This window comes from Streptomyces cavernae, from assembly GCF_004023625.1.
GTDB lineage: Bacteria > Actinomycetota > Actinomycetes > Streptomycetales > Streptomycetaceae > Streptomyces > Streptomyces cavernae.
Window position 1 is genome coordinate 223335 of record NZ_RPDJ01000014.1, and the last position, 16576, is coordinate 239910.

The window sequence follows — 16576 nt, forward strand, 5'->3', positions numbered from 1 at the left end:
CGCGACCGTGCACCGGGGTGCCGCGTGGTGACCGGAGCGGTCGTGCGGAGCGCTCAGGTCCGGGTTTCCGTGAGGGTCCGGACAGGGAGTGTGTTGCGGAGGGATGAAATCCGCTTCTGTCGATGTTGATGTCTGTTGATGTCTTCCGGCGGACCAGCGATGGCTGCCGGCGGACCAGCATGGACAGGAGGCACCTGCGTGGCAGCGCAACAGGAGGGGGCCGGGCAGGAGAGCCCCGGCTGGGCACGACGGCTCGCCGGATACGCGTGGCGGTACCCGAAGGACGTCGTGCTCGCGCTCGGCTCCTCACTGGCCGGGATGGCCCTCATGGCCCTCGTGCCGCTGATCACCAAGGTGATCATCGACGATGTGATCGGTGACGGCAACAGGTCCATGGCCCCCTGGGCGGGCGCGCTGATCGGTACCGCGGTCGTCGTCTACGCCCTCACCTACGTCCGCCGCTACTACGGCGGCCGCCTGGCGCTCGACGTCCAGCACGACCTGCGCACCGGGATGTACGAGACGATCACCCGGCTCGACGGCAGACGGCAGGACGAGCTGTCCACCGGGCAGGTCGTCGGCCGGGCCACCAGTGACCTGCAGCTCATCCAGGGTCTGCTGTTCATGCTCCCGATGACGATCGGGAACATCCTGCTCTTCCTCATCTCCGTCGTGATCATGGCGTGGCTCTCACTGCCACTCACCCTGGTCGCCCTCGCCGTCGCCCCCGCCCTGTGGGTGATCGCCAAGCGCAGCCGCACCAGGCTGCATCCCGCCACCTGGTACGCCCAGGCGCAGGCGGCCGCCGTGGCGGGCGTGGTCGACGGTGCCATCAGCGGTGTCAGGGTGGTCAAGGGCTTCGGTCAGGAGGAGCAGGAGACCGGGAAGCTGCGGGAGGTCGGACGGCGGCTGTTCGCGGGCCGGCTGCGCGCCGTCCGGCTGAACGCCCGCTACACCCCCGCCCTGCAGGCCGTCCCGGCGCTCGGCCAGGTGGCCATGCTGGCGCTCGGCGGCTGGCTCGCGGTGCGCGGGCACATCACGCTCGGCACCTTCGTGGCCTTCTCGGCGTACCTGGCGCAACTCGTCGGACCGGTGCGGATGCTCGCCGTGGTGCTCACCGTCGGGCAGCAGGCCCGGGCGGGCACCGAGCGCGTACTGGAGCTGATCGACACCCGGCCGTCGATCAAGGACGGCACGCGGGAACTGCCCGCGGACGCCCCCGCGACCGTCGAGTTCGACGACGTGTCGTTCGGCTACGGCACCAACGGCCACGACGCCGACGGGCAGGACGGTGCCAAGGTCCTCGACGGCCTGTCCTTCGAGATCCGCGCCGGCGAGACCCTCGCCGTCGTCGGCTCCTCCGGCTCCGGCAAGTCCACCGTCTCCCTCCTCCTGCCGCGCTTCTACGACGTCACCCACGGCGCCGTCCTCGTCGGCGGCCACGACGTCCGCGAGCTCACCCTGGACTCGCTGCGCGCCGCGATCGGGCTGGTCCCCGAGGACTCCTTCCTCTTCTCGGACACGGTCCGGAACAACATCGCCTACGGCCGCCCGGACGCCACCCAGGAGGAGATCGAGGCCGCCGCGCGGGCCGCCCAGGCGGACGGTTTCATCGCCGACCTGCCCGAGGGCTACGACACCAAGGTCGGCGAGCACGGCCTCACCCTCTCCGGCGGCCAGCGCCAGCGCATGGCACTCGCCCGCGCCCTGCTCACCGACCCACGCCTGCTCGTGCTGGACGACGCGACCTCCGCGGTGGACGCCCGGGTCGAGCACGAGATCCACGAGGCGCTGAAACACGTCATGGAGGGCCGGACCACACTGCTGATCGCGCACCGGCGCTCCACCCTCAACCTCGCCGACCGCATCGCCGTCCTCGACGGCGGCCGGCTCGCCGACATCGGCACCCACGAGGAACTCCAGCAGCGCTCGCCCCTGTACCGGCGGCTGCTCACCGACCCCGACGAACTGGGCGGGGTCTCGCCCGGTCACACCCAGCCGTCCTGCCCGCAGGAGGACACCTCCATAAGGGACGAGCTGGACGCCGAGTTCGACGCCGAGCGAGGCATCACACCCAGACTGTGGACGGGTGAACGCGAACCCCGCGACACCGCCTTCGACGGGATGCCCGCGACACCCGAACTCCTCGCACAGGTCGAGGCGCTGCCCCCGGCGACCGACACCCCCGGCGTCGACGAGGCGCAGGCGGTCCGGCCCGAGGAGTCCTACGGCCTCAGAAGGCTGCTGCGCGGCTTCGGGCTGCCGCTGCTGCTCAGCCTCGTCCTCGTCGCCACCGACGCGGGCATGGCCCTGCTGCTGCCGGTGCTGATCCGGCACGGCATCGACCAGGGAGTCAACGAACTCGCCCTGGGCGCGGTGTGGGCAGCTTCCCTGCTCGGGCTGCTCGCCGTGCTGGCCCAGTGGGCCGCCCAGATCGGCGAGATGCGGATGACGGGCCGCACCGGCGAACGTGTCCTGTACGCACTCCGGTTGAAGATCTTCGCGCAGCTGCAGCGGCTCGGACTCGACTACTACGAGCGGGAGCTGACCGGCCGGATCATGACCCGTATGACCACCGACGTCGACGCGCTGTCGACGTTCCTGCAGACGGGCCTGGTCACCGCGTTCGTCTCCCTCACCACCTTCTTCGGCATCATGGTCGCGCTCGTCGTGATCGACCTGCAGCTCGCTCTGGTGGTCTTCCTGACGCTGCCGCCGCTGATCGTCGGCACGGTCTTCTTCCGCCGCGCCAGCGTCAAGGCGTACGAACTCGCCCGTGAGCGGGTGTCGGTGGTCAACGCCGAACTGCAGGAGTCGGTGTCCGGGCTGCGGATCGTGCAGGCCTTCCGGCGGGAGGAGGCGGGCGCCCGGAGTTACGCGGCGGGCAGTGAGGCCTACCGGCAGGCGCGCATCCGCGGCCAGTGGCTGATCTCGGTGTACTTCCCGTTCGTGCAGCTGCTGTCGTCGTTCGCGGCGGCGGCCGTGCTGATCGTGGGCGCGCAGCGGGTGGAGGCCGCGACGCTGACGACCGGCGCGCTGGTCGCCTACCTCCTCTACATCGACCTGTTCTTCGCCCCCGTACAGCAGCTCTCCCAGGTCTTCGACGGCTACCAGCAGGCCACGGTCTCGCTCGGCCGCATTCAGGAACTCCTCCAGGAGCCGACCTCCACCAAGGCCGCCGCCGAGCCGCTCGAGGTGCGCTCGCTGCGCGGCGACATCGCCTTCGAGGATGTCGACTTCGCCTACGGGTCCGGCGAGGAAGGCGAGGAGGCCCTGAGCGGGGTCTCCCTGTCCGTCCCGGCCGGGCAGACCGTCGCCTTCGTCGGTGAGACCGGAGCCGGCAAGTCCACGCTGGTGAAACTGGTCGCGCGCTTCTACGACCCGACCCGGGGCCGGGTCACGGTCGACGGCACGGATCTGCGTGCCCTGGATCTGACCTCCTATCGGCACCGTCTCGGTGTCGTACCGCAGGAGGCGTACCTCTTCCAGGGCACGGTCCGGGACGCGATCGCCTACGGGCGGCCCGACGCCACCGACGCCGAGGTGGAGGCCGCCGCCCGCGCGGTCGGCGCGCACGACATGATCGCCACGCTGGAGGGCGGCTACCTCCACGAGGTCGCCGAACGCGGCCGGAACCTCTCCGCCGGACAACGGCAGCTCATCGCGCTCGCCCGCGCCGAACTCGTCGACCCGGACATCCTGCTCCTCGACGAGGCCACCGCCGCCCTCGACCTGGCCACCGAGGCACAGGTCAACCAGGCGACGGACCGGCTCACCGGACGCCGCACCACGCTGGTCGTGGCCCACCGTCTGACGACGGCCGCGCGCGCGGACCGGGTCGTGGTCATGGACCGCGGCCGGGTCGCCGAGGACGGCACCCACGACGAACTGCTGGCGCTCGGCGGCCGGTACGCGCGGCTGTGGCGGACCTTCATAGGCGAGCCGGAGCCGGAGCCGGAGGAGCGCGTCGGCACCTCGTCATGATCGTGTGACGGTCCCCGTACACGAACCGTCACGGGCTGTGGAAACTTTGCGTAGATGCGTCCCGTCCCGACAGGGGACGCAACCTCCGATGTCTGCCGTGCGTCAGTTCAGCAGGACGCCGGGAAGTACGCGGGGAAGCGTCGGGGAGGGATGGGCAGTGGGGAACACATCAGGGGGTGCGATACGCCGTCGGCTGGTGCTTGCGATGGCCTTGTTCACCGCCTCGGGCCTGCTGGCGCTCGTCACGCCCACCGATGCGCAGGCGGCGTCCGCGCACTGCCCCGGACGCAAGATCCGTACGTTCACCTTCTCCACCGGGAAGGTCCTGGTCTTCAAGAACCGCGGCTACGTCTGCGCGGTGACCCTGCCCAAGCGCACGGGCAAGCGCCAGTGGATGTCGGTCAGCGTGCAGGCGCGCGGCAACTGGCCCGTGGTGAACGAGGGGAAGTTCACCCGGTACGCGGGCCCCGTGAACGTGCATGTCGGACACCGCCGCATCCTGATCAGGGGGGCTGTCGGCGGGGACTCGGTGACCAGGGGCTGGTTCAGGTGCTGACGCGCGGGACAGCCCGAAACCCTCTTCCGGCTGACGCCCATTTGTGGCGCTTCGTCTGACGATTTCTCAGATACCTCTGGTGTCACGGCAGTTGCTCCGCTAGTTTCCGGCGGACATCTGTGTATTCCAGGGGAGAGTCATGCGCAAGGCGCTCAGATGGCTGCTCGCGCTCGTGGTGCTGATCGGCACTGTCAGCACGGCCGGGGTGGCCACCGCCGCCCAGCCCGAGCCCGTCGACATCAAGGACCGGCTGCTCGCGATCGAGGGCATGAGCCTGATCCAGGAGAAGCCGTACACCGGCTACCGGTACTTCGTGCTCAACTACACCCAGCCGGTCGACCACCGGCGCCCGTCGAAGGGAACGTTCCAGCAGCGGATCACCGTGCTGCACCGGGACACGTCCCGCCCGACGGTCTTCTACACCGGCGGCTACAACGTCTCCACGACACCCGGCCGCCGCGAACCCACCCAGATCGTGGACGGGAACCAGGTCTCCATGGAGTATCGGTTCTTCACGCCGTCCCGTCCCGACCCGGCCGACTGGACCAAGCTCGACATCTGGCAGGCCGCCAGCGACCAGCACCGCATCTTCAAGGCGCTGAAGCCGATATACGGCAAGAAGTGGATCTCCACCGGCGGCTCCAAGGGCGGCATGACCGCCACCTACTACGAGCGTTTCTACCCGCGCGACATGGACGGTGTCGTCGCCTACGTGGCGCCCAACGACGTGGTGAACAAGGAGGACTCCGCCTACGACCGCTTCTTCGCCAAGGTCGGCACCAAGGAGTGCCGCGACCGGCTGAACGCGGTGCAGCGCGAGGCGCTGGTGCGCCGTGAGCCGCTGGAGAAGAAGTACGCGGCGTACGCGGCCGAGAACGAGTACACCTTCAACACCATCGGCAGCCTGGACCGCGCTTACGAGGCGGTCGTTCTCGACTACGTCTGGGGCTTCTGGCAGTACAGCCTGCTGTCGGACTGCGACACCATCCCGGCGGACGCCAAGAACGCCACGGACGACGAGATCTTCACCTCGATCGACACGATCTCCGGGTTCTCCTTCTACACCGACCAGGGCCTGGAGCCGTACACGCCGTACTTCTACCAGGCGGGTACGCAGCTGGGCGCGCCGACCATCACCTTCCCGCACATCGAGAAGAAGTACATCCGCTACGGCTACCAGCCGCCGCGGAACTTCGTGCCGCGCTCCATCCCGATGAAGTTCCAGCCGTTCGCGATGCGCGACATCGACACCTGGGTCAAGCACCGCGCCAACCGCATGCTCTTCGTCTACGGCGAGAACGACCCGTGGGGCGCCGAGCCGTTCCGCCTCGGCCGGGGCGCGAAGGACTCCTACGTCTTCACGGCCCCGGGCCTGAACCACGGCGCCAACGTGGCCGGCCTGATCGCCGACGAGAAGGCCCTCGCGACCGCCCGCATCCTCGACTGGGCGGGAGTCGCCTCCACAACGGTCCAGGAGGACCCTTCGAAGGCGAAGCCACTGGCCAAGTTCGACGCGAAGCTGGACAAGCGCGACGTCGAGCGTGAGCCGGCGCTGCGTCCGTAGTCCCGCACACACGGGAGTAGTCCCGCGCACACAGGAGGGGCTGAACCGCGAGTGTTCAGCCCCTCCCGCACGCGAACTCACAGCTTGCGGGCACACCCCACCGGCTTGGGACCCCCGAGCTCGACGTACAGCGAGGTCGACCCCGGGCACTGCGCCCGGCTCTTCACCGCCGACGCCACCTTGAACTCCGGCTTGTTCTCCGCCTTGCCGTCGCAAGCGGTCTCCCGGACCTCTCCCTTGCCCGCGCTGTAGACACAGTCGCCGACGATGGTCCGCGGCCCGCCCCCGCCACCGGGGTCACCCGGATGCGGCGGCTGGAGGTTGCGCATGCAGGCGTAGCCCTGCGGGATCGCTCCGCCGCCGTCCTCGCCCGAGGCGCCGCTCTGCTCGCTGATGTGCAGCACGAAGTCCGTCGTGGCGGGGCACAGCGGCCCGTCCGCGACCTTCCCGTCGTAGCGGGCGATCACCCGCGCCGACGCCCGCTCACTGCCGCACGACACCTCGGTGAAGTTCGTCGTACCGAAGGAACTGCACTCGTCGACTCCCAGGAACTCCGCCCCGAACCCCGAGGACGTCACCGTCCGCGCAGGCGAGGGCTCCTGGCCCAGCCGGCTGTCCGACGACCCCGACGACTGGCATCCGGTGAGCGCAGCCACCACGGTCAGCAGCGCGCACACCACCCCCACACCGTGCCTCTTGCGCATAGGAAACCCCCCCGATTCACCTGTCCAGCGTGACGCGCCGGAGCGTGCCCACGCCAGGTGTGTGGGGTCCTTTGCGCATGTTGGAGTTGACACGCCGGGTGGGAAGCGTACATCCGGTACGTCAGACACAGTCCGCTAGTACATCAAACCGTGCCCTATGGGGAACATCACTTGTGTCGGATCGTCCGCGCGCTGCACCGGCACCGGCAGCTTCCCCCGAGGCCGCACCCGCCCCGCGATCACCCGCACCGCGGCCCGCAGTTCTACGTCCGTCCACGAGTACGCCGCCAGATACGCTTCCACACCCGGCAGCTGGGCCACGTCGTACGGATTGCGGACGGCCACCGCGACCACCGGCACCCCGGTCGCGAGCAGCGCGTTCACCAGCGTCTTCTGCGCGGCCGCGAGGTTGTATGTGGCGACGAGGACCGCGTCCCTGCCACGCGCCGCGGCCACCGCCGTCTCGACGGTCGCCTGCGACGGGTTGGTGCCGGTGGACAGCGCGGTCGCCGTGAAGCCGAGTTCGTCGAGCGCGGTCGCGAGCACGGTGGTGGGCGGGCCCGTGGTGCCGGACGGGGACGCCGGGTCGGCGCCGACGACCAGGACGTTCCGGTGCGTCCGCCGGGACAGCGGAAGCAGCCCGCGCGAGTTGACCAGCAGCGTCGTGGTCCGTTCCGCGATCCGGTCCGCCGCCCTCAGGTGCGCGGCCGTGCCCACCGTACGGTCCACGCCGGCATGGGTGACGTACGGGTTCTTCAGCAGCCCCACCTTCGCCTTCAGCCGCAGGATGCGCAGGATCGACCGATCCAGCCGGGCCTCGGTCAGCTCACCCTGCCGCACGGCCCTCAGCACCGCGTTCCAGGCGACGTCCAGCGAGGGCGGGTTGAGGAGCTGGTCGACACCGGCCTTCAGCGCCAGCACGGGCACCCGGTCGTCGCCGTACTTGGTGCGCACGCCCTGCATGCCGAGCGAGTCCGTGACCACCACCCCGTCGTAGCCGAGCCGTTCGCGCAGGATGCCGGTGAGGATCGGATGCGAGAGGGTGGCCGGGTCGCCGGAGGGGTCGAGCGCCGGGACCATGATGTGCGCCGTCATGATGGAGTCGATGCCCGCCGCGATCGCCGCCCGGAACGGCGGGGCGTCGAGCGTCGCCCACTGTTCCTCGGTGTGCTCGATCACCGGGAAGCCGTAGTGGCTGTCGGTCTCGGTGTCGCCGTGCCCCGGGAAGTGCTTGGCGGTGGCCGCGACCCGGGCCCCCTGGTAGCCCTTGACCTGCGCGGCGACCATACGGGCCACTGCCTGCGGGTCGGCGCCGAAGGAGCGTACGCCGATGACCGGGTTGGCCGGGTTGACGTTGACGTCGGCGTCCGGCGCGTAGTTCTGGTTGATGCCCAGCGCGCGCAGTTCCGCGGCGGCGATCCGTCCGGCCTCGCGGGCGTCCGTCCGCAGTCCGCCCGCGCCGAGCGCCATCGCTCCCGGGAACAGGGTCGCGGGCTTGCCCACCCGGCAGACGATGCCGTGTTCCTGGTCGGTGGCGATGAGCAGCGGCAGTCCGCGGGGCAGGTCGAGGGACGCCCGCTGGATGCCGTTGGACAGATCGGCGATCTGGTGAGGATCACGGGTGTTGTGCGCCCAGGTGAAGTAGATGACACCGCCGACGCGGTACTTGGCGACCAGCTCCGCGGCGGTGCGGACCCCGATCTCCTTGAGGTTGGCGTCGATGTCGGCCTGGTCCGGGGCGGTGGCCGAATGTCCGTACACCCGCATGACGAACAGCTGGCCCACCTTCTCCTCCAGCGTCATGCGGGAGATGAGGGCGCGGAGCCGTGCGTCGTCCGAGGGGAGGGAGTGGGCGGGGGCCGCACCCAGCGCCCCGGCGGCGGCCGCCGCGGTCGCGGCCGAGGCGGCGAGAACGGTACGTCTGGAGGTGCTTCCCGTGCTGCGACTGTCGTGCACGTGCGCTCCTTCCGGAGGGGATCCGTGGGGGATCCGTCGGGATCCATGAGGGAATCCCTGAGGTTGGATCCAGTGGAGGGGCTGCTGGTGAAGGAAACTTCCGACGAGCCACGAATAACCGGGAAGTTTCTTACGGTCAAGGGTGTACACGACAACGAGCCGAGCGGCGGCGACACGCTCAGGACTCACCGGAGAGGGCTGAGGGGTCCTTGCACTATGAGCGTCCGATGAGGTCGCGTGGTCTGGTGCCGTGCATCGCAAGGCGCCCAAGAGCCCTCGATGGGCGTGCCCCCGCTCGAGCGGAGTCGAGAGTGGGGGAGGAGCTACCAGGGCTTTTCGGCAACGCTGCGATGGGGGGTCCCCCTGCTCGAGCGCAGCCGAGAGCTTGGGGGAGCGGTGCCAGGCCGCGCGACCCGGGCGGGCATAGTGCAAGGACCCCTGAGGGGCCGTCACCGGCGCAGTCGGAGGGGGGCGCGCCGGTGACGGCGTGCTGCCGGCCGCAGGCGGTGGAGAGGGTGTTGTCAGCGATCGCAGCCAGCAGCGAGGCCGACACCGCACAACGGAGACTCATCCGGCAGCACGCACATTGGACGGACACCTCCCGGGGCGGGTTCCCGGGTTTCCGGAAATTGGTACCGGTGTGGTCCCAGTGGCTCAGGAGCCGAGACTTTCGGCCGCTGCCGGCCCCTGCTTGCGGCGCTGCCGCGGGGAATTCCGCTCGACGGCCGAGGGCGGGTGGGGAAGAGTGCTCCCGACCACGGAGACGGGGAGCAGCGGACGATGACTTTCAAGCTGGTGGGGCCGGTCCTCGAAGGCGAGTTGGTGCGGCTGGAGCCCTTGGCGCAGCACCACGCGGCCGGCCTCGCGGAGGCGGCGGAGGAGGACCGCGGCTCGTACGCGTACACCTGGGTGCCCAGGGCGGACGAGGTCGGACAGTACATCGACGCACAGCTCGCCCGGGCGGCGGCGGGCAGCCTCGCACCGTACGCGCAGGTGTCGCGGTCCTCGGGGCGGGTGGTCGGAACCACGTCCTACTGGGAGCCGCGTTCATGGCGGTCGGCGGACCGGCTGGACGCGATCGAGGTCGGCTTCACCTGGCTCGCCAAGTCGGCCCAGGGCACGGGGATCAACCCCGAGTCCAAGCTCCTGCTGTTCCGCCACGCCTTCGACAACTGGGGGGTGGCGCGTGTGGACTTGAAGACCGACGCACGCAACAGCCGTTCCCGTGCCGCGATCGAGGCCGCGGGAGCACGGTTCGAGGGAGTCCTGCGCAACTGGTCCCGCTCCTGGGCCCCGGGCGAGGAGGGCCAACTCCGTGACTCCGCCATCTATGCGATCACGGAGGGGGAATGGCCCCAGTGCCGGGCCCGGCTGGAGGAACGGCTGTCCGCGATACGGGTGCGTACGGCCCGCTCGTGAACCGTACGTCTGACCCCAGCGACCGCTGTGCCGGGGCGTTCCGCTGTGTTCAGGGCGCACCCACGAGGCGATCCAGTGACGACGCCAGAACCGGGGCAAGCGCCTCGGCGTACGCCTCTGAGAGGTGGCTGTCGTCGCGGTAGACGGCGGTGTCGGCGACGACTACGGGGCAGATGCCGGTGCGGGGGGCGCAGACCCAGGGGGTGGGGTCGATGACGGTGGTGGTCGTGGTGGACGCGGCGGCGCGGATGGCCGCACCGCGGGTGGCGTCGCGGGTCGCGTCCGGCAAGTGGTTCGCGCAGGCGCGTAGTTGCAGGGAGTTCCTGGCGGCGCAGTCGATGGGGTCCCCTTTGGGCCATGGGGTGTCGAGCAGGGCGGCGATCCGGGTGCCGGAGGTGCCCAGTTCGCGGAAGGTGTTCTCGAAGCCGGTGGTCCACTGGTGGAGGGGGTCGGCGGCGGGGCGGGCCGGGTCGCCGGCGTCCGAGGAGGAGACGACGACCAGGGCGGGGCGCAGGCTCTTGATCCTTGCCACGGCGTTGGAGCGCCAGGTGTCGCAGGCGGTGTAGGGCTTGTGATCGCTGACGATGGTCACGTCGGCGACCTTGCAGGAGGCCTTCGTCAACGAGACCAGCTTCCAGCCGCGTGCGGTCGCGAGCACGCGCAGGGCCGGGAACCACTGGGCCGCGTGGGAGTCGCCGAAGAGGACGACCGTACGGGAGGACGACCGGTCGCCGTAGACGCAGGGCCGGGGGCGCGTGGCGGCGTGGTCGACGTGGCAGCCGTCCCGGTAGACCGCGGAGCGGGAGGACTTCACCTTCGGCAGGGGCGGGGCGAGGTTGCTCGGCAGGGCGGTGGGGGACGACGCAAGGAGTTCGCTGAGACGTGCCTGCGGGGCCGGTGCGTCGGAGAGAGCCTGCGCCAGCGCGGGCGCGGGGGCGCCCACCTCGATCGTCGGCGGGACCGCCGTCGCCGTCAGCGACAGCGCCGAGGCGCCCGCGGACAGCGCGGTCCCGAGGGCCAGGGCGCGGCGGGGGCGTCCGCGGAAGGCCCGGTGGAAGCGGACCGGGTTTTCGACGAAGTGCAGGGTCAGCCACGCCAGGAGCAGCGCCGCCGCGGACAGCCCGAGCGCGAGCGGCACGTCGGCGGTGCCGTCGGCGCGGCCCAGCGCCGCCGGTGCTATGACCAGCAGCGGCCAGTGCCACAGGTACCAGCCGTACGAGAGTCCACCGAGCCACACCAGCGGTCGCCGCCCCAGCAGCCACCCCGCGCCGTACGGGGTGGGCGCGCAGCCGCCGGCCAGGACGAGCGCGGTGCCGGCGACCGGCAGGAGGGCGTGGTAGCCGGGGAAGGGCGTCTCGTCGTCGTACCAGACCGCTGCCAGGGTGACGCAGGCCAGGCCGAGCCAGGTCAGCGGGGCCCCGAGGGCGGCGGGCAGTCGTTCCAGCCGGCCGGTGGCCAGCGCCAGGAACGCACCGGCGCCCAGTTCCCAGGCCCGGGTGAGGGAACCGAAGTACGCCCAGGGCGCCGAGGAGTTCGTCAGGAGAACGCCCGCCGCGAACGACCCCAGGCACAGGACCCCGAGCGGCACCGCGACCAGCCGGCGCCGACCGCGGGCCACCCGCCAGGTGAGCAGCAGGAGCAGCGGCCACACCAGGTAGAACTGCTCCTCCACGGCGAGCGACCAGAAGTGCTGGAACGGCGACGGCGGGCTGTTCTGGGCGAGATAGTCCGTACCGGCCGCCGCCAGCCGGAAGTTGACCGCGTACAGCGCGCCGGCGAGGGCGTCACCCGCGTACTCCGCGAGCCGCGCCGTCGACAGGAACAGCCACGCCCCGCCCAGCGTGACGGCGATGACCAGGGACGACGCGGGAAGCAGCCGCAGTGCCCGGCGCGCGTAGAAGGAACGGACCGACACCCGGCCGGTGGTGCCGAGTTCGCGCAGCAGCAGCGACGTGATCAGGAAACCGGAGATCACGAAGAAGACGTCGACACCGATGTAACCGCCACTGACCTGGGACACGCCGGCGTGGGAGAGCACCACCAGCCCGACGGCCACCGCGCGCAGCCCCTGGATGTCGAGCCGCAGCGCATGGCCCGGGGGCGGTACGGAGCTGCCGCTCGCCGGGACGGTACGTATCTCGGCGGACATGACGCTCGGCATCAGGGGGTGACTCTCCTCGGACGACTGACACGCTTCCGCCAAGAAGATCAGCCCGGCCGCCACACGCGGTTCCGCAGTTTCGCCCCGACTTCGCCTCACCCGCGAAGATTCAACCGCGGGAAACCACCGGTTCACCCCCATTCAGCCTGGGCGTTCGCCGCTGTCCAGCCAGGGCGTTCCCTCCATTCGGCCCGGGCGCTCCCAGAGGGCGTCAGTCTCTGTGAACCGCGCGATCGACTTCGCCCGGTCGTTGGCGTCCACCGGGGCACCGGGCTGGTGGAAGCGGTCGCCGAAGTGCCGGGGAAGGGTGCGTACATCGTCCGTCGTGAGGGCGACACGGCCGTCGAGGAACGCATCGAACCCCGCCTGCTGCCCGCCCCGCCGGAGTAGGGGGAGCCGCGAGGTCTCCTCTGGTGGGACCGGCGGCTGAAACGACCGTTGACGATCCGAGACGACTGTCGATGATCCGTGACAACGTTTCCGAGCCAACCGCCGTACAAAACAAGACGGTTGGGCCATGATCTCCTCAACTCCCTCGCGGCGGTCCGGTGCGGGAGGCAATCCATGGGATGCATGAGGAGTTGCACATGAGCACGAAGACTGGCCCTCAGCGATACCCCGGCTCCAGTCGCGCCAACTGGTACCAGGACGACCACCCCGGCGACGCGATGGAGGTCAACGTCGTCGTCCTGCACACCACCGAGGGCCGCACGCTGCCGGGCTACGGCGGCGGCTCCTCGGCACCGAACCTGACCGCGGTCCCCGACCTCGCGGCCAAGAAGCTGCGGTGGTACCAGCACTTCGACATAGAGACCTCCTCCCGGGCCCTGGTCAACCTGCGCGGTGGAGTCGAGACGAACACCATGAACGTGTGCCAGGTCGAGCTGGTCGGCACCTGCGACCCCAAGACGCACGCCAAGTGGGAGAAGGCGGACCAGTCACACGTCTACTGGCCGGACGCACCGGACTGGGCGCTCCAGGGCGTCGCACGCTTCCTGGCCTGGATGCACGAGGAGCACGGGGTGCCGCTGTCCGGCCCGACGGAGTGGCCCGCGTACCCGACGTCGTACGCCAATGCCGGCGGTCAGCGGATGTCGGGTGCCCAGTGGGAGTCGTTCAAGGGGGTGTGCGGCCATATGCACGTCCCGGAGAACTCGCATGGCGACCCCGGCGCGATCGACTTCGCCCGGCTCCTCAAGTACGCCAAGGCCGAGCTGGACCTGGGCGACGACGACCCGGCGGGTGGCACCAAGCCGACCACGCCCACGAAGCCCACGACACCGACCAGACCCACGACGCCGACCAAGCCCACCACACCGACCACGCCCACCATCCCCGCCTTTCCCGGCCGCAAGTACTTCCTGGACGGGGCGTCGAACGCCTACGTCCTGCAACTCGGCAAGCAGCTGGTCAAGCGCGGCTTCGGAGACCACTACAAGGTGGGCCCGAGCCGAACCTGGGGCGAGGCGGACCGGCTCAACGTCCGCGACTTCCAGAAGTCGAGGAAGGAACTGCGCGGCGACGCGGACGGCCGGCCGGGTCCGCTGACGTGGCGGTTGCTGTTCTCCTGACCGGGCCGGTACCGCTCGTCCACTGCGCCCGGAACCCAGGTTCAGGCCTCAGGCCCGCCGGGCGGTGCTAGGCGGATTCGTTGAGGAGCCGCCCGAGGTGCTCCCGCCCGGGGCCCAGCAGCCCTTCCAGCGGAGCCGCCGCCTCGTACCACCGCTTCTCGTACTCCCAGCACAGCCAGCCGTCCCAGCCCTCGCGGCTGAGGACCTCCACGCACTCCGCGAGCGGCAGGACGCCCGCGCCGAGCCCGAGCGGCGTCTTGTCCTCGGCGGAGGCGATGTCCTTGACCTGCACATAGCCGAGCTGCGTACACAGCGCGGCGTACGTCTCCACGGGCTGTTCGCCGCCGAGCCAGGTGTGCATCACGTCCCAGAGGGCGCCGACCCGGCGGTGGCCGACGGCGCCGAGGATGCGGGTCGCGTCGGCGCCGGTCCGGTGTGAGTCATGGGTCTCCAGCAGGATGCGGACGCCGGTGTCGGCGGCGTACTCCGCGGCCGTGCCGAGCCGCCGGGCCGCCGCGGCCTCGGCTTCCTCCAGGCTCTGCTCGGTGCCGGCGCCGGGGAAGACCCGTACGAAGGGGGCGCCGAGGTCGCGGGCGAGGTTCAGCAGTTCACGGATCTCGGCGATGACGGGGTCGTCGTCGCCCGGGGCCGCCACGCGCGCGTATCCCGCGAGGCCCAGGATCTCGACGCCCGCCGCCTTGAACTCGGCGGCCACGTCGGCCCGTTCGCTCAGGTCTATGCCGGGGTGCACCGGCTCCTCGGGGTGCGCGCGCAGTTCGACCCCGTGGTAGCCGTGGGTGGCCGCGAGCCGCACCACGTCGGGGATCGGAAGACCGGGGACGCCGAGGGTGGAGAAGGCCAGCTTCATGGTGGGGACACTACTCGTGGTGGGCGGGATTGGCTCGCGCGGGGCCATCACGGCTGCCCGCGGCCGGCCGACCGTCCGAGGAACGCTTCACTCGCCGGCGGGGTGCAGATCAAGCCTCCAGTCCTGGCCCACCAGATCCGCACCGAAGGAACGGTGCGGCTTCTCCGCGACCAGGACGAAGCCGTGCCGCTGGTAGATCTTGCGGGCCGCCACCAGGCAGTCGTTGGTCCACAGCACCATCTCCCGGTACCCCGCCCCGCGTGCGAAGTCGACGCACGCCTCCACCAGCCGGTCGCCGATGCCGAGCCCGCGTGCCTCCGGTTCCACCAGCAGCAGCCGCAACCGGGCGGCGCCCGGGGTCTCGTCGCGCACGCACATCACACAGCCGACCGCCCGCCCGTCGATCTCCGCGATCCACACCCGCTCCAGATGCGGGTCGTGGTCCTCGGCGAAGTCCGCGACGATCCTGGCGACCAGGCCCTCGTAGTCGGTGTTCCAGCCGTACTCCGCCGCATAGACGGCCGCGTTGCGCTCCACGATCCAGCCCAGCTCACCGGGCTTCGGCTCGCGCAGCAGCACGTCCTCGCGGCGCGGCGGACGCGGCGCGGCGAGGATCTCCCGGATCGTGCGCATCGCCTCCACCAGCCGCGGCCGGTCCTGCGCCGGGACCGATCCCAGCAATGACCCCACCGTCTCCTGGCTGCGCTCCTCCAGCAGGTTCTGCGCTTCCCGTCCGCGCTCGGTGAGCGTGATCCGACGGCGACGCGTGTCCCGCTCGGAGGCGCCCCGCTCGACCAGCCCGTCCTGCTCGAACTTGTTGAGGATCCGGGTCAGATAGCCCGCGTCCAGCGAGAGCCGGGTCCGTAGGTCGGCCGCGTCCAACTGCCGTGAGTGGGCGAGCTCGTACAGCACCCGGGACTCGGTCAGCGTGTACGGGGCGTAGAGGTGGCGGCCGTAGTCGAGGGCGCCGATGACGTTCGTGTAGAAGCGGTTGAAGGACCGGATGTCCTGCACGGTCATGAGGGTCTCCCGACGGAGATGCTTGATGCCGGCCTCGAAATGCTTGACTCAGTCAGAGATATCACTTCGAGCGTACGCCGCCGCCGGGCCGTTGTCAGTGGGTCGTTGTATCAGTGCGCCGTTGTCAGTGGGTCGCCCTACGGTGGGTGCGCAGTTGGGGAGAGACAACGGGAGAGGAAGAGCCGTCCATGACGACCCTGCCGGACCGGCCGAACACCGCGCTGCTGGTCATCGACGTCCAGAACGGCGTGGTGACCGGAGCCCACAATCGCGACGAGATGATCGCGAACATCAACACCCTCATCGACCGGGCCCGCGCGAAGGAAGTACCGGTGATCTGGGTCCAGCACTCCGACGACGGCCTCGAGCTGGGCACCAAGGAGTGGGAGTACGTACCGGAACTGGTCCGCGGCGAGGGTGAGCCGCTTGTTTACAAGCTGTACGGCGACTCGTTCGAGGACACCGAGCTCGAGGCGCTGCTCGCGGAACGCGGTGTGGGTCGCCTGGTCGTCACGGGCGCACAGACGGACATGTGCATTCGGTCGACTCTCCATGGAGCGATCGCCAGAGGTTACGACGCGACCTTGGTCGCCGACGCCCACACCACGGAAGACCTCACGGCCTACGGCGCCCCACCCCCACCCCAGGTGATCGCCCACACGAACCTCTACTGGCAGTGGCAGAAAGCCCCGGGGCGGCGCGGTGGAACGGCCACTACTGCTCAGACGACGTTCGCGGCGGCGGACTCGGACTGAGCCCTGCGCGTCAGTCGA

General features: G+C 70.4%; 11 protein-coding genes and 1 pseudogene. 7 read left to right on the top strand and 5 right to left on the bottom strand.

Translation table 11 applies throughout. The features are described from left to right. Positions 1-159: 159 nt before the first annotated feature. The 3 genes from EF387_RS24540 to EF387_RS24550 all read left to right on the top strand — a co-directional run bounded on the left by EF387_RS24540 (position 160) and on the right by EF387_RS24550 (position 6104). On the top strand, positions 160-3984 hold the full coding sequence (locus tag EF387_RS24540) for an ABC transporter ATP-binding protein (RefSeq protein WP_128378767.1): 3825 nt from the start codon (positions 160-162) through the stop codon (positions 3982-3984). A gap of 205 nt (positions 3985-4189) precedes the next feature. Continuing rightward, positions 4190-4540 carry a hypothetical protein gene (locus EF387_RS24545; protein WP_128378768.1) on the top strand — a complete coding sequence of 117 codons (351 nt, stop codon included), beginning with the start codon at positions 4190-4192 and terminating at the stop codon, positions 4538-4540. A gap of 139 nt (positions 4541-4679) precedes the next feature. Next, entirely contained in the window at positions 4680-6104 is a 1425-nt protein-coding gene (locus tag EF387_RS24550; RefSeq protein WP_128378769.1) for a S28 family serine protease, read from the top strand. Between the two features lie 77 nt (positions 6105-6181). Here the strand turns inward: EF387_RS24550 and EF387_RS24555 are convergent, their stop codons facing one another. Further along, positions 6182-6808, bottom strand: coding sequence for a hypothetical protein (locus EF387_RS24555; RefSeq protein ID WP_128378770.1), 627 nt, complete (start codon positions 6806-6808; stop codon positions 6182-6184). Between the two features lie 135 nt (positions 6809-6943). Then, the gene (locus EF387_RS24560; protein ID WP_128378771.1) at positions 6944-8764 is read right to left on the bottom strand and encodes a glycoside hydrolase family 3 protein; all 1821 of its coding nucleotides are present in this window, start codon (positions 8762-8764) and stop codon (positions 6944-6946) included. A gap of 780 nt (positions 8765-9544) precedes the next feature. On the opposite strand from EF387_RS24560, the gene EF387_RS24565 reads away from it, so the two are divergent. Continuing rightward, a complete protein-coding gene (locus tag EF387_RS24565; protein ID WP_128378772.1) occupies positions 9545-10183 on the top strand; it encodes a GNAT family N-acetyltransferase in 639 nt (212 codons plus the stop codon). Between the two features lie 49 nt (positions 10184-10232). Here the strand turns inward: EF387_RS24565 and EF387_RS24570 are convergent, their stop codons facing one another. After that, positions 10233-12344 (bottom strand): acyltransferase family protein, encoded by a 2112-nt coding sequence (locus EF387_RS24570; RefSeq protein ID WP_238431662.1) that lies wholly within the window; start codon positions 12342-12344, stop codon positions 10233-10235. A gap of 255 nt (positions 12345-12599) precedes the next feature. Between EF387_RS24570 and EF387_RS24575 the strand changes: the two are divergent. Both EF387_RS24575 and EF387_RS24580 read left to right on the top strand, forming a co-directional pair. Next, positions 12600-12734 (top strand): annotated as a pseudogene (locus EF387_RS24575) (peptidase E); the annotation flags it as partial. A gap of 197 nt (positions 12735-12931) precedes the next feature. Then, entirely contained in the window at positions 12932-13915 is a 984-nt protein-coding gene (locus tag EF387_RS24580) for a peptidoglycan-binding protein (RefSeq protein WP_128378773.1), read from the top strand. Positions 13916-13982: 67 nt separating this feature from the next. Here the strand turns inward: EF387_RS24580 and EF387_RS24585 are convergent, their stop codons facing one another. Both EF387_RS24585 and EF387_RS24590 read right to left on the bottom strand, forming a co-directional pair. Then, complete coding sequence (locus tag EF387_RS24585) at positions 13983-14783, bottom strand: sugar phosphate isomerase/epimerase family protein (RefSeq protein WP_128378774.1); 801 nt, start codon at positions 14781-14783, stop codon at positions 13983-13985. 87 nt (positions 14784-14870) lie between these two features. Beyond that, positions 14871-15803, bottom strand: coding sequence for a bifunctional helix-turn-helix transcriptional regulator/GNAT family N-acetyltransferase (locus EF387_RS24590; RefSeq protein ID WP_128378775.1), 933 nt, complete (start codon positions 15801-15803; stop codon positions 14871-14873). Between the two features lie 188 nt (positions 15804-15991). Here EF387_RS24590 and EF387_RS24595 point away from each other — a divergent pair, with 188 nt between their 5' ends. Continuing rightward, positions 15992-16558: a cysteine hydrolase family protein gene (locus tag EF387_RS24595; RefSeq protein ID WP_128378776.1), complete on the top strand. Its 567-nt coding sequence runs from the start codon at positions 15992-15994 to the stop codon at positions 16556-16558. Positions 16559-16576: the final 18 nt, after the last annotated feature.

Bases quoted from the DNA above. Each gene is read 5' to 3' on its own strand.
- EF387_RS24565 (WP_128378772.1), top strand. From the start codon at position 9,545: ATGACTTTCAAGCTGGTGGGGCCGGTCCTCGAAGGCGAGTTGGTGCGG.
- EF387_RS24555 (WP_128378770.1), bottom strand. From the start codon at position 6,808: ATGCGCAAGAGGCACGGTGTGGGGGTGGTGTGCGCGCTGCTGACCGTG.
- EF387_RS24550 (WP_128378769.1), top strand. From the start codon at position 4,680: ATGCGCAAGGCGCTCAGATGGCTGCTCGCGCTCGTGGTGCTGATCGGC.
- EF387_RS24580 (WP_128378773.1), top strand. From the start codon at position 12,932: ATGAGCACGAAGACTGGCCCTCAGCGATACCCCGGCTCCAGTCGCGCC.
- EF387_RS24545 (WP_128378768.1), top strand. From the start codon at position 4,190: ATGGCCTTGTTCACCGCCTCGGGCCTGCTGGCGCTCGTCACGCCCACC.
- EF387_RS24585 (WP_128378774.1), bottom strand. From the start codon at position 14,783: ATGAAGCTGGCCTTCTCCACCCTCGGCGTCCCCGGTCTTCCGATCCCC.
- EF387_RS24570 (WP_238431662.1), bottom strand. From the start codon at position 12,344: ATGCCGAGCGTCATGTCCGCCGAGATACGTACCGTCCCGGCGAGCGGC.
- EF387_RS24540 (WP_128378767.1), top strand. From the start codon at position 160: ATGGCTGCCGGCGGACCAGCATGGACAGGAGGCACCTGCGTGGCAGCG.
- EF387_RS24590 (WP_128378775.1), bottom strand. From the start codon at position 15,803: ATGACCGTGCAGGACATCCGGTCCTTCAACCGCTTCTACACGAACGTC.
- EF387_RS24595 (WP_128378776.1), top strand. From the start codon at position 15,992: ATGACGACCCTGCCGGACCGGCCGAACACCGCGCTGCTGGTCATCGAC.